The sequence below is a fragment of the Herbaspirillum sp. AP02 genome (assembly GCF_015767275.1).
Taxonomy (GTDB): Bacteria; Pseudomonadota; Gammaproteobacteria; order Burkholderiales; family Burkholderiaceae_D; genus Herbaspirillum.
The window spans coordinates 19,030-32,677 of sequence record NZ_JADWMY010000020.1 but is presented as its reverse complement, the minus strand read 5'-3'; the positions used below and the strand labels follow the sequence as shown (position 1 = coordinate 32,677).

Sequence of the window (13,648 nt, the reverse complement as noted above, 5' to 3'; positions counted from 1 at the left end):
CCCCCAGGAAACCCACCCCCGACACCACATAGGCCACCACATGCACCGCGCCCTCGTGGCCGCCCATGCGATTGGCCATGTCCACGAAGACCGCCGCCCCCAGCGCCACCAGCACATTGGTGCGCAGGCCGGCGGTACGTTGCCGGTACTGGCGTTCCAGCCCGATCAGGCCACCCAGGATGAAGGCGGCGGTCAGGCTGATGAAGGTATCGAGCAGGGAAGCGAGATTGATATTGGTGAGGATTTGCATGGATATCGGGTTCGGACGATGTGGGTGGGCAGGGCGGCTGCGCAATGGTGCGCGATGATGCCGGACAAATGCAACAGGCGCGTGACAAACGCCCCTCGGCCATTGCGCTGCAAGGGCGGCCGGCAAGGCCTACAATCCGGGGTTCCGCCTTCTCGGGCAGCAAGATGACTTATCCACAAGGAGTTTCCATGAGCAGCAAAGTAGCCCTGATCACCGCCGCCGGTAGCGGCATGGGCGCCGCCGCGGCGCGTCGCCTGGCGGCCGACGGCTTCCAGGTCGGCATTCTTTCGTCTTCCGGCAAGGGCGAGGCGCTGGCCGCCGAACTGGGTGGCCTCGGCGTGACCGGCTCCAACCAGTCGGTGGATGACCTGCAGCGACTGGTCGACCTGGCCGTGCAGCGCTGGGGCCGCATCGATGTGCTGGTCAATAGCGCCGGCCACGGCCCGCGGGCACCCATCCTCGACATCACCGACGACGACTGGCATCGCGGCATGGACACCTACCTGCTCAACGTGATCCGCCCCACGCGCCTGGTCACGCCGCTGATGCAGCAGGCCGGCGGTGGCGCCATCATCAACATCTCCTCGGCCTGGGCCTTCGAGCCGTCCGACATGTTCCCGACCTCGGCCGTGTTCCGTGCCGGCCTGGCGGCTTTCACCAAGCTCTTCGCCGACAAGTACGCCGCCGACAACATCCGCATCAACAACGTCCTGCCGGGCTGGATCGACAGCCTGCCGCAGCGCGAGGAGCGCCGCGCCGGCGTGCCCATGCAGCGCTACGGCACCAGCGATGAAGTGGCGGCCACCATCGCCTTCCTGGCATCGCCAGGCGCGGGCTACATCACCGGCCAGAACCTCAAGGTCGATGGCGGTCTGATGCGCTCGGTCTGAGGCCGCCAGCCGCCAGCCGCCAGCCGCCAGCCGCCAGCCGCCATGGCCCGCAGGCTGGCAATCGGCGAGGGCGGGTGCTGCAATGCATCGTTTTTCATTCTTCCTGTCGTTTCGTGCAAAAAAGTATCGGTCGGCCGGCGCTGGTGATGTAGAGGCCGCGCCGGGCGGGCACTAAGATGCAGCCAATGACAGAAACTGCCAACTTCGAGTTGCCAGTTTCGATAAAGAAAATGCTCTCGATTGAGAGGAGACACGATGCAACCCGACCTGGAACTGGTCCATATCCGCAAGGGTGAATCCTTCGCGGCATGGATGCACGGCTACCCCTTCCGTACCGTGCGTTGGCATTACCATCCGGAATACGAGATCCACCTGGTGGTGGCCACCGGCGGCCGTTTCTATGTCGGTGACCACATCGGCGACTTCGCTCCGGGGCAACTGGTGATGACCGGGCCCAATCTTCCGCAGAACTGGATTTCCGACATCGCCCACGACGAAGTGGTACCGGTGCGCTCGCTGGTGATCCAGTTTCCCGCGCAACTGGTGGACCAGTGCGTGGCCGGCATTGCCGAGATGGAGGCCATCATGCCGCTGCTGGAACGCAGCCATCGCGGGCTGCTGTTCGACCAGGCCACCAGCGACACCGTGCGCCCGCTGATGCAGCGCCTGATCGACCAGCGTGGCTTGAAGCGCCTGGCACTCTTCTGGGACATCCTCGACGTGCTGGCCAATGCCCCCGAGCCGGAGGTGCTGGCCAGCTTGTCCTACAAGCTGGACCTGTCGGACGTGCAGGGCAGCGGCCTGAATCGCGCCATCGCCTACCTGCGCGAACACTTGACCGACGACATCGGCGAGCAGGACCTGGCGGAGATGGTGGGCCAGCACCCGAGCAGCTTCTCGCGCGCCTTCAAGCGCCACACCGGTACCACGCTGGTGCGCTACAAGAACCAGTTGCGCGTGGACCTGGCCTGCCTGGCGCTGCTGACGCGGCCGGAGGCACGCATCACCGACATCTGCTACGAGACCGGTTTTTCCAACCTCTCCAATTTCAACCGTCACTTCCACCGCATCAAGGGCATGTCGCCCTCGGCATTCCGCAACACCTTCGCCAGCAACGGTCTGTTCGCCGCCACCGGATAGGCAGGGCGGCTTCTGAGTCGCCGAGCAGGCTTTCCCGGCTCAGCTTCCTCACCAGCGAACACCGCAAAACAGCAAACGCAGCAAACACAGCATTCAGGAAAGCTTCCGCTTTCCGGAACAGGACAGGTATTGCCTGTCGCCTCCCAAGAGCAATCCGCAAGCAAGCACACGACCAACAACAATGGAGACCGCAATGAAGAAAGCACTGACAAGCCTGGCCGTCACCGGCGCCATCCTGGCGACCATCGGCACCCCCGCAGCAAGCGCCCAGGAACTGGCCAAGCTCAAGATCGGCATGAGCTTCCAGGAAATGAACAACCCCTATTTCGTCTCGATGAAGAAGGCCCTGGACGACGCCGCCAAGTCCTTCGGCGCCAAGGTCATCGTCACCGATGCCGCGCATAACGTGGCCAAGCAGTTGGCTGACATCGAAGACATGCTGCAGCAGAACATCGACATCCTGCTCATCAATCCCACCGACTCGGCCGGCGTCGAGGCCGCCGTCAAGGCCGCCAAGGCGCGCAACGTGATCGTGGTGGCGGTCGATGCCAATGCGTCCGGTCCGGTGGACTTGTTCGTCGGTTCCAAGAACAAGGATGCCGGCTACCAGTCCTGCCGTGCGCTGGCCGATGCCATCGGTGGCAAGGGGGAAGTGGCGATCCTCGATGGCATCCCCGTGGTGCCCATCCTGCAGCGGGTGGAAGGCTGCAAGCAAGCCCTGGCGGAATACAAGGACATCAAGCTGGTGGACAAGCAGAACGGCCGCCAGGACCGCTCGGTCGCGCTGGGCGTGGTGGAGAACATGATCCAGTCCAAGCCCAACCTGAAGGGCATCTTCTCCGTCAATGATGGTGGCGCCATGGGCGCGCTGGCCGCCATCCAGGGCAGCGGCAAGGACATCAAGCTGACCTCGGTGGATGGCGCGCCGGAGGCGATCAAGGCCATCTCCGATGGCGGGCCCTTCATCGAGACCACGGCGCAGTTCCCGCGTGACCAGGTGCGGGTGGGCCTGGCCATGGCGCTGGCCAAGAAGTGGGGCGCACGCGTGGTCCCCAAGGAAGTCCCCATCGACGTCATGCCGGTGACCAGGAAGAACGCTGCAGGATTCAGCTGGTAAGCCGCTGGCGCAGCGCGCTCGCGCGCCTGCGCCTTTCTTTCCCTTGATGGAGGCAGCCATGCTCCAACTGACTGGTATCAAGAAGAACTTCGGCCCGGTGACGGTGCTGCGCGGGGTCGAGCTGGCGGTCAAGGCCGGCGAGGTCCACGCGCTGCTGGGCGAGAACGGCGCTGGCAAGTCCACGCTGATGAAGATCCTGTGCGGCATCGTCAGACCGGACGCCGGTGAAATCCGCATCGATGGCCAGACCTGCCACTTTGCCCGCTATGACCAAGCCATCGCCGCCGGGATCGGCGTGGTGTTCCAGGAGTTCTCGCTCATCCCCTACCTGGACGCGGTGGACAACATGTTCCTGGCGCGTGAACTGCGCAGCCCGCTGGGCCTGCTCAAGCGGGCCGCCATGCGACGCCGGGCCGCGCAGATCATCGCGCAACTGGGCGTGGACATCCCGCTGGATGTCCCCGTCTGCAAGCTCTCGGTGGCCCAGCAGCAGTTCGTGGAAATCGCCAAGGCGCTGGCGCTGGAGGCCCGCATCCTGGTGCTGGATGAACCCACGGCCACGCTGACTCCGGCAGAAGTGGCGCATCTGTTCAAGGTCATGCGCGGCCTGCGCGAGCAGGGGGTGGCGATCATCTTCATCTCGCACCATCTGGAAGAAATCTTCGAGATCTGCGACCGCATCACCGTGCTGCGCGATGGCGCCTACATCGCCAGTTGCGCGGTCGCCGAGGTGGATCAGGCGCGGCTGGTGGAGATGATGGTGGGGCGGCGCATCGAGAACTGCTTCCCGCCCAAGTCGTCCCCGCCACCCGGAGCAGCCGCGCACGAGGTGGTGCTGGAAGTCCATGCCTTGCAGCTCAGGCGCCACGCCCCACTGTCGCGCTTCCAGTTGCGGCGCGGCGAGATACTCGGCTTTGCCGGCCTGGTCGGTTCGGGCCGCAGCGAGACCGTGCTGGCCATGCTGGGCGCGCATCCCGCACTGAGCTGCAAGCTCTCCATGCATGGCGTGCCGCTACGCCTGGCCGATCCGGCCGCTGCCCTGCAGGCCGGTATCGGCCTGCTGCCGGAAAGCCGCAAGGAGCAGGGACTCATCACCAGCTTCGCCATCCTGGACAACATTTCGTTGAACAACTACGGCAAGTACCGTCTGGGCGGGCTGTTCCTGGATCGCCGGCGCGAAGCCGAGGCCACCCGGGCTGCCATGCAGCGGGTGCGGGTCAAGGCGACCGATGCGGCGGCGCGGGTCGATACGCTGTCCGGCGGCAATCAGCAGAAGGTGGTGATTGCGCGCTGGATCAATCACGACATGCAGGTGCTGATCTTCGACGAGCCCACGCGAGGCATCGATGTCGGCGCCAAGGCCGAGATCTACCAACTGATGCGCGCATTCACCGCGCAAGGCCATTCCATCATCATGATTTCGTCCGAGTTGCCGGAGGTGGTCGGCATGTCCGACCGGGTCTGCGTCTTCAAGGGCGGCGGCATCGTCGCCACGCTTGAAGGCGACGCCGTGAACGCCGAAGAAATCATGACCCATGCCACCACCGGGAGACTCCATCATGCAGCCTGACGCAAACCCAAATGCCAACGCCATCGCCGGGGCCCCGGCACGCACCCCGTCCCACGCTCGTTGGCGCGGCCTCATCCATTCTCCGCTGGCGCTGCCGCTGGCCGGACTGGTGGTGGTGTCGCTCCTGATGGGCCTGGCTTCGGACAACTTCTTCACCGTCTCCAACTGGCTCAATGTGCTGCGGCAGGTATCCATCGTGGGCATCCTGGCTGTCGGCATGACGTTCGTGATCCTCACCGGCGGCATCGACCTGTCGGTCGGTGCCGCCATGGCCCTGGCCGGTACCCTGTCGGCTGGACTGATCGTCAACAGCGGCCTGCCCGCGCCGGTGGCCCTGCTGGCCGGGGTGGCGCTGGCGGTGGGCATCGGGCTGCTCAATGGCGTGCTGGTGGCCTGGGGCCGCATGCCGGCCATCATCGTCACGCTGGCCACCATGGGCGTGGCGCGGGGCGTGGGGCTGATCTATTCGGGCGGTTATCCGATCTCGGGTTTGCCGGGCTGGATTGCCTGGTTCGGGGTGGGCCGCATCGGCCTGATTCCGGTGCCCGTCATCCTCATGCTGGTGGTCTATGCGCTGGCCTGGGTGCTGCTGCAACGCACGCCGTTCGGGCGTCACGTCTATGCCATCGGCGGCAACGAAATGGCGGCGCGCCTGTCGGGCGTGAAGACCGCGCGCATCAAGCTGGCGGTGTATGCGATCTCCGGTTTCACCTCCGGCCTGGCGGCCATCATCCTGACGGGGCGCCTGATGTCCGGCCAGCCCAATGCCGGTGTCGGCTTCGAGCTCGATGCGATTGCCGCCGTGGTACTGGGTGGCACCGCCATTGCCGGTGGTCGCGGGCTGGTGCTGGGGACCCTGATCGGCGCGGTGTTGTTGGGCATCCTCAACAACGGCCTGAACCTGATGGGCATCAATCCCTACCTGCAGGACATCATCCGGGGCGTGATCATCCTGCTGGCCATCTACATCGCACGGGAATGGCGCTGAATCCTCCCATTGCGGTTTTTCATCCCTCTTTTCAGGCCTCTCATTCAACCCTAAGGAGATAGACATGACGCAATCCCTGGCTGGCAAGATCGCTGTCATCACCGGCGCGGCCTCCGGCATCGGCCTGGCCACCACCGAAAAACTGCTGGCCAACGGCGTGACCGTGGTCATGGTGGACTGGAACGCCAAGGCCCTCGACGAACTGGCCGCGCGCCTTGGTCCGCAGGCCATCCCGCAGGTGACCAATCTGCTGGATGCCGACAGCTGCGCAGCCATGGTGCCGGAGATCCTGCAGAAGGTGGCGCACATCGACATCCTCTACTGCAATGCCGGGACCTACATCGGCGGCGACCTGGTGGACACCACCGCCGAAGCCATCGACCGCATGCTCAATCTCAATGTCAACGCGGTCATGAAGAACGTCCATGCGGTCGCGCCCCACATGATGGCCCGCAAGAGCGGCGACATCATCGTCACCTGCTCGGTGGCAGGGCATTTTCCGACCCATTGGGAACCGGTCTATGCCGGTTCCAAGTGGGCCATCACCTGCTTCGTGCAGACCATGCGGCGCCAGATGATCCCGCATGGGGTGCGGGTGGGGCAGGTCTCGCCGGGGCCGGTGATCTCGGCCCTGCTGGCGGACTGGCCGGAGGAAAACCTGCGCAAGGCCAAGGAATCCGGCAGCCTGATCGAGCCCGTCGAAGTGGCCGATGCGGTCGAGTACATGCTCACCCGCAGCCGCAATGTGACCATCCGCGATATGCTCGTTCTCCCTACCAATTTCGACCGGGTATGAACAGGGCCGGTGGCGTTCAGGCCCCGACGAACAGAGACAGCAGCGAGAACAGCGAGGAAAGATGGAGACCTATCTGATCGGCATCGATGTCGGCACCGGCTCGGCCCGGGCTGGCGTATTCCAGCGCGACGGCAGGCTGCTGGCCAGCGCCCGGCATGACATTGCGCTCTTTCGCGACGAGCGCCGGGCGCGCGTCGAACAATCCAGCAGCCAGATCTGGGAGGCGGTCTGCCAGGCCGTGCGGGCGGCGGTGACGCAGGCCGACATCGATCCGGCGGCGGTCAGTGGCATCGGCTTCGATGCCACCTGTTCGCTGGTGGTGCAGGGCGCCCGGGGTGGCGTGGGCGAGCCCGGCCATCCCGAGCGCGACGTCATCGTCTGGATGGATCACCGCGCACTGGAGCAGGCGCAGCGCATCAATGCCGGCGGGCATGCAGTGCTGTCCTATGTGGGCGGCGTGATCTCGCCCGAGATGGAAACTCCGAAGCTGCTATGGCTGAAGGAACAGTTGCCCGAGGTCTATCGCAGCGCCGCGCAGTTCTTCGATCTCACCGATTTCCTCACCTGGAAAGCCACCGGTTCGCTGCAGCGTTCGTCCTGCACGGTGACTTGCAAGTGGACCTACCTGGCCCATGAAGGCCGCTGGGATGCCGACTATTTCCGAAGCATCGGTCTGGGCGACCTGGCCGACGAGGGTTTTGTCCGTATCGGCCAGGAAGTGGTCTGGCCCGGTACGGCCTTGCGCGGCGGTCTCAGCGCGCAGGCTGCGCAGGCGCTGCAGTTGCGACCCGGTATCGCGGTGGCGGCGGGGCTGATCGATGCCCACGCGGGCGGCATCGGCACGGTGGCCGCACGCGGCGGCGCCGAGGATGCGGCGGCCTGCATGGCCTATGTGTTCGGCACCTCGTCCTGCACCATGACCAGCCATGCCGAACCGGTCTTCGTGCCTGGTATCTGGGGGCCGTACTACAACGCCATGGCGCCCGGCATGTGGTTGAACGAAGGTGGGCAGTCGGCCGCCGGCGCCGCCATCGACCACTTGCTGAGACTGCATCCGGCCGAGCCGCAGGCGCGCCAGCACGCCGCCGCCGAGCGCATGGAACTGCCGCAGTGGCTGGCGCAGCGTGCCTTGCAGGCGGTGACGCATCCCTCGCAGGCGGCCTGGTTGGCCGGGCAGATCAACGTGGTGCCGGAGTTCCTGGGCAACCGCTCGCCACTGGCCGACCCGCAGGCGCGAGCGCTGCTGCTGGGCCTGGGCATGGAACAGGACATCGACAGTCTGGTGGCGCTCTATGTGGCCGGCCTGTGCAGCCTGGGCTATGGTCTGCGGCAGATCATCGACGCCCAGGCGGCGCGGGGTTTGCGCATTGCCAGCATCTCGGTATCGGGTGGCGCCGGCACCCATGCGCTCACGCGCCAGTTGCTGGCCGATACCACTGGCCTGCCGGTGGAGTTCACCGCCTGTCCCGAGCCGGTGCTGCTGGGCTCGGCCATGCTGGCGGCGGTGGCTGCCGGCATCTATCCCGACCTGCGCAGCGCCATGCCGGCCATGTCCAGCGTGGCCGGACGCGAGCAGGCGGCCGGCGGCGACATTGCGCGGCTGCACGCGGCGCGCTACCAGGTCTTCCTCAACAGCCAGCAGCTGGCGCGCGTGTCTCGCGACAGCCTGGCGCCGCTGCTGGCCGCGCAGGCCGGGCAGCGACATTGAACAGGAGCATGTCATGGAATTTGCAGGAACATCGGTCATCATCACCGGCGCCGGCAAGGGCATCGGCCGGGCCTGTGCACGTCTGATGGCGCAGCGCGGCGCCGAGGTGATCGCGCTCTCGCGCACCGCCAGCGATCTGGACAGCCTGCACGAGGAGATCGGCTCACGTTCGGTGCAGGTCGACCTGGCCGACCCTGCCGCCGCCCGGCATGCCATGGCGCAGGCCGGACCCGCCGATTATCTGATCAACAGCGCCGGCATCAACATCCTGCAATCGAGCACCGAGATGAGCGACCAGGCCTATGAGGCGATCCTGGGCGTGAACCTGCGCGCCGCTCTCATCACCTGCCAGGCCTTCGCCCGTGAGCGCATCGCCGCCGGCGATGGTGGGGCCATCGTCAATATCACGTCGATTGCCGGCCATCGCGGCTTTGCCGAGCATCTCTGCTACGCGGCCTCCAAGGCCGGCCTCGAGGGCGCGACCCGGGTCCTGGCCAAGGAACTCGGGCCGCACGGCATCCGCGTCAATGCAGTGGCCCCCACCATTACCCTGACGGAACTGGCCGAAGCGGCCTGGAGCGATCCGGCCAAATCGGCCCCGATGAGGGTGCGCCATCCGCTGGGTCGCTTCGCCTCGGCCGAGGAGGTGGCGCGCAGCATCGCCATGCTGCTCTCGGGCGACGCCGCCATGTTGACGGGGGCGGTGCTGCCGGTGGATGGCGGGTTCCTGGCGGTCTAGGGCACTAGGGCCTGTTCACATTTAATCTGCGAGATGCGTTGGCGCCTTCTGGCGCCAACCCTCCGGGAGAGGCCGCCAAGCGTCGCCTGCCGTTGTTGCAGCTCCTTGCCGTAGCACCACTACGACGCGTCGCTGCGCCTAGGCAGTCAACGCTTGGCGACCTCTCGCACTCGTAGATTAAATGTGAACAGGCCCTAATCCGATAAGCAAAAGGGGCGACCAACCGGTCGCCCCTTTGTGCTCTTTGTGCTTTCAGCCGGCAGCGTCAGCAACGCTGCCCGTCTGGTGTGAGATCAGCGACCGATCTGGTGGCCGATCACGCCGCCCACGGCGGCGCCACCGGCAGTGCCGATGCCGCTGCCACCGGTCAGGATGGCGCCGCCCACGGCACCGACGGTGGCGCCGATGGCGGTGTTCTTGTCTCGGGTGCTCATGTTGCTGCAGCCGGTCATGGCGGTCAGCGCAATGGCAGTGACGGAAATGGCTGCGATCTTGTGTAGAGTTTTCATGATTTTTTTCCTGATCGTGAAGGTTGGTTCCTAGTGTTGAGGGACCGGCTCGCGCATCAACTATCGCTTCGCCCGCGTCGCCGGTACTGCAATAGACCAGCTTGGGCTAGAAAAAATTCGAACTTTCACACATTCTTTTACAATGTTTACGATCTTGGGGGAATGCCGTGATAGGTCAAAAATGTGATAGAAGAAGCAAGAAAAATCTGGCAAAAATCATGTATTCTCGCCAACAAAATCAATAACGAGTAGTTCGCCAACAGAATAAAAAACGAGGGAATATGCAACGCATGAAACAGGGAAATCAGTTCAACAAGGGGAAATTAAGCGTACTTGCACTGGCATTGGCCGGTGCCTTGGCCGCCATTGGCGCGGCACATGCGCAAACCGTCAGCACCGCTTCCGGCAGAGTGACATGGACCAACGGCGATCTGCTCATTGACAGCAACGGCAGCATTGGCAGTACCATTACCGGGATCGTTACCGGTGGCACCTCGCTGGGCACGCTCACCAATCAAGGCACGATCAATGCAACCAGCTTGGGGATATACAACAGTAGCGGCAACACGGTCACGCAGATAGTCAACGAGACCCTCATCTATGGTGCCGCCACCGGCATCATGAACAATGGCGTGATCGGCAGCATCAGCAATAGCGGTACCATCGCCGCCAGCATCGCCGGCAACTGGGGAATCTTCAACAACGGCAGCATTGGCACGTTGACAAATAATGTCGGCGGCATCATCAACGGCGGCAGCGCCAACAGCGGCATCCGCAATTTTGGCACGATCGGCGCCATCAGCAACAGCGGCACCGTCACCGGCGATTGGGGTGTCTTCAGCCAAGGCAGCATCGGCAGTCTGACCAACAACGCCGGTGCGCTCTTCCAAGGTATTACCGCCGGCATCCAGAATCAGTTCGGTACCATCACGTCGCTGCTCAACAGTGGCACCTTCGCTGGCGGCACCGTCGTCAGCAGCACCACTACCGTTGCCGGCATCGTCAATACCAGCGGCCTGATCGGCACGCTGGTCAACAGCGGTATCATCAGCGGCTACGACGGCATTGCCAACGGCGGCACCCTCAACAACAACAGCAGCATTGGTACCATCGGCACGCTGAACAACACCATCAGCGGTGTCATCAGCGGCGTTCGCAGCGGTATCAACAACAGCAACATGGGTACCATTGGCCTGCTGGGCAATGCCGGCACCATCCATGGCGGCGACAGTGGCATTCTCAATGGCGGCAGCATTGGCAGCGTCGCCAACAGCGGCACCATCAGCGGCAACTACGGCATCAACAACAGCGGCCACATCGGCAGCATCGACAACACCAGTACCGGCAACATCATCAGCAATTTCACCGGCATAGCGAACGGTACTGGCAGCAACACCCTCAGCAGCATCGGCACCATCACCAACAGCGGCACCATCAGCGGTGCCTGGGGTGTCAACAATTACGGCAGCATTGTCAGTGTCACCAACGACAGCACGGGTACCATCCAAGGCGGCATCGTCGGCTTGTCCAATCGCGCCAATGGCACCATCGGCAGCCTGAGCAACGGCGGCACCATCACCAGCGGTGTCGGCATCACCAATTTCGGCCGTATCGGCACCATGACCAATGCCGTCGGCGCCCTCATCAACGGCAGCCAGATCGGGCTGCAGAATGATGGCACCCTCGGCAGCCTTAGCAATAGCGGCCTCATCACCGGTACCAGCACCGCCGGTATTTCCACCAGCGGCCTGATAACGTCGCTGACCAACGTCGGCACCATCAGCGGCAACAAAGGTATCGACAACAGCGGCCAAATCGGTACCCTGAGCAATAGCGGCACCATCAGCGGGGGCAACAACGGCATCGTCAGCACCGGCACCATCGGCACGCTCAATAACACCGGGCTCATCACCGGCTCGCTGTCGGCAATCAATCTGGGTAGCGGTACCCTGAGCAGTTTCACCAATGCTGGCACCATCGCCGGTTCGATTGTGAATAGCACCGGCAATGCGCTGACCATCCTCGGCGGCAGTGGCAGCATCTTCGGTACCTTGACCGGTTCAGGCGGCGGCATTGGCGCTGCCGATATCGGCAATATCACGAGCGGCACCAATCTGATCTTTGGCGCAGGCAATCAGTTGCTCAACGATAATATCAACGTGGGTGCCAACACCGTCACCAACAGCGGTGTGCTGCAACTGAACAACCCGGTCACCATCACCGGCAACTATGCTCAGAATGCCGGTGCCACCCTGCTGATCGGTGTCTCCAGCGGTGCCACGTTCAGCACCGGTCTGAGCGACACGGGTTATGGCCGTCTGGTGGTCAACGGCAATGCGGTGATTGCTTCCGGTTCGGCCATCACCCTCAAATCACTCGGCTACAACTTTGCCCAGGGTCAGCGTTATGTGGTGATGGCGGCCAGCGGCAACGGCACCAACTACAACGCCAGCGGGCTGGTGTACAGCGCCACCGGTTACGCCGTCACCGCTTCGGTGCAGACGGACTCCGGCAATGCCGCCTATTCCGATCTGGTGCTGACGCTGGGCTCGACCGGTGGTTCCGGCGACAGCAGTTCCACCAAGCCAAGAAACAACGCCACCACCAGCAATGCCACCTCTGCACTGGGTGGACTGTTCAAGTACAGCGGTACCGATGCGGCGCTGCTGGCAGTGTTCAATCCGGCTGCCGCACTGGACAGCACCGCAGCGGCCAACAAGGCCGGTGCGCAGTTGAGCCCGGCCGCCATCAATACTGCCGCCAGCAAGGCCGTCGATGCGGCCAGCCAGGCCATCGGCAATGTGGTGGCTTCGCGCCTGGATGGCTTCCATATTGCGCAGGCTGGCAGCAGCGGTGTCGCCACCGGTGAACGCAGTGCCGAAATCGCTACATGGGGTCAGGTGTTTGGTGGTAGCGCCTCGCAGGATCTGCGTGACAATGTCTCCGGCTATCACGCCAACTATCGCGGTCTGTTGATCGGTACCGACGGCCTGGTCACCGACCGGATCCGTGCCGGTGCCCTGGTCAGCGCTGCCAAGACCTCGGTGTCCAGCGATGGCGACAACACCGGCAGCTCGGCCGACATCAACAGCTACGGCCTGACCGCCTACGCGACCTATACCGGCACGCCGTGGTACGTCAACGTCATGGCCGGCGCGATGCGTCAGCAGTACAGCACCGTGCGTACCATCAGCTACACTGGCTTCTCCGGCGTGGCCGATGGCAGCTTCCACGGCTCGCAATACCTGACCTCGGTGCAGGCGGGCTATCCGTTGAATCTGGATGCCTGGCTGCCCGGTGCGACCCTCACCCCGATTGCCGGTTTGAGCTACAGCACGTTGCGTCAGAACGGCTACACCGAAACCGGTGGCAATGGTGCTGCGTTGAGCGTCAATGCGTCTTCCAGCAACTCGCTCAAGAGTGAACTGGGTGCCAAACTGGAAAACACCTATACGGTTTCCTACGGCAAGTTGCTGCCGTCGGTGCAACTGGGCTGGCGCCATGAGTACCGCGACCGCGCTACCCAGACCGGTGCCAGCTTCGTGGCCGACAGCACCGGTTCGACTGCCTTTGTGACCCGCAGCGCGACTCCCGTGTCCAACATCGGTGTGCTGAATCTGGGCGTGACGCTGCTCCGGAGCAATAACCTCAGTCTGACCGGCAAGTACACGCTGGAAACCGGTGGTGGCTATACCGCGCAGACCGGTAGCGTGCAGGTGCGCTGGCAGTATTAAGGCAAGCATCAAGCCAGCTTCGCGGCCTGCAGTCCTGCGATCGATGCCCGTCCCCTTTGCGGGGGGCGGGCATTCTTGTATCCGGAGTGTGGTTTGCGCCTTGGTCCGTTCTCGCCACCGATAGCGCTTGGATAGCTTTTTCTGATCCGCGCGCTTTCGTACGTCCTGCAAACAGTCTCTTGCAGTTGTTACATAATCGGGCCTGCC

At 63.9% G+C, this 13,648-nt stretch carries 11 protein-coding genes; 9 read left to right on the top strand and 2 right to left on the bottom strand.

Annotated features, from left to right (window positions below; all coding sequences use genetic code 11):
- On the bottom strand, window positions 1–250 hold a 250-nt coding region (locus tag I5R65_RS24160; protein ID WP_196872336.1), incomplete at its 3' end, for an MgtC/SapB family protein.
- A gap of 188 nt (window positions 251–438) precedes the next feature.
- Between I5R65_RS24160 and I5R65_RS24155 the strand changes: the two genes are divergently transcribed.
- The 8 genes from I5R65_RS24155 (at window position 439) to I5R65_RS24120 (ending at window position 9,198) form a co-directional block, all read left to right on the top strand.
- The gene (locus I5R65_RS24155; protein ID WP_180671277.1) at window positions 439–1,140 is read left to right on the top strand and encodes an SDR family oxidoreductase; all 702 of its coding nucleotides are present in this window, start codon (window positions 439–441) and stop codon (window positions 1,138–1,140) included.
- Between the two features lie 255 nt (window positions 1,141–1,395).
- The gene (locus I5R65_RS24150; protein WP_180671278.1) at window positions 1,396–2,280 is read left to right on the top strand and encodes an AraC family transcriptional regulator; all 885 of its coding nucleotides are present in this window, start codon (window positions 1,396–1,398) and stop codon (window positions 2,278–2,280) included.
- A gap of 193 nt (window positions 2,281–2,473) precedes the next feature.
- A complete protein-coding gene (locus I5R65_RS24145) occupies window positions 2,474–3,397 on the top strand; it encodes an ABC transporter substrate-binding protein (RefSeq protein WP_180671279.1) in 924 nt (307 codons plus the stop codon).
- A gap of 58 nt (window positions 3,398–3,455) precedes the next feature.
- Window positions 3,456–4,967: a sugar ABC transporter ATP-binding protein gene (locus I5R65_RS24140; protein WP_180671280.1), complete on the top strand. Its 1,512-nt coding sequence runs from the start codon at window positions 3,456–3,458 to the stop codon at window positions 4,965–4,967.
- Window positions 4,957–5,955: an ABC transporter permease gene (locus I5R65_RS24135; protein WP_196872335.1), complete on the top strand. Its 999-nt coding sequence runs from the start codon at window positions 4,957–4,959 to the stop codon at window positions 5,953–5,955. Before I5R65_RS24140 ends, I5R65_RS24135 begins: the two co-directional genes overlap by 11 nt.
- 64 nt (window positions 5,956–6,019) lie before the next feature.
- Entirely contained in the window at window positions 6,020–6,751 is a 732-nt protein-coding gene (locus tag I5R65_RS24130; protein WP_180671281.1) for an SDR family oxidoreductase, read from the top strand.
- A gap of 61 nt (window positions 6,752–6,812) precedes the next feature.
- Window positions 6,813–8,459 carry an FGGY-family carbohydrate kinase gene (locus I5R65_RS24125; RefSeq protein ID WP_180671282.1) on the top strand — a complete coding sequence of 549 codons (1,647 nt, stop codon included), beginning with the start codon at window positions 6,813–6,815 and terminating at the stop codon, window positions 8,457–8,459.
- 13 nt (window positions 8,460–8,472) lie between these two features.
- Window positions 8,473–9,198 (top strand): SDR family oxidoreductase, encoded by a 726-nt coding sequence (locus I5R65_RS24120; protein ID WP_180671283.1) that lies wholly within the window; start codon window positions 8,473–8,475, stop codon window positions 9,196–9,198.
- 293 nt (window positions 9,199–9,491) lie between these two features.
- On the opposite strand, the gene I5R65_RS24115 is transcribed toward I5R65_RS24120, so the two are convergent.
- Window positions 9,492–9,707, bottom strand: coding sequence for a glycine zipper 2TM domain-containing protein (locus tag I5R65_RS24115; RefSeq protein WP_006465163.1), 216 nt, complete (start codon window positions 9,705–9,707; stop codon window positions 9,492–9,494).
- Between the two features lie 290 nt (window positions 9,708–9,997).
- Between I5R65_RS24115 and I5R65_RS24110 the strand changes: the two genes are divergently transcribed.
- Complete coding sequence (locus I5R65_RS24110) at window positions 9,998–13,441, top strand: autotransporter domain-containing protein (protein WP_231395314.1); 3,444 nt, start codon at window positions 9,998–10,000, stop codon at window positions 13,439–13,441.
- Window positions 13,442–13,648: the final 207 nt, after the last annotated feature.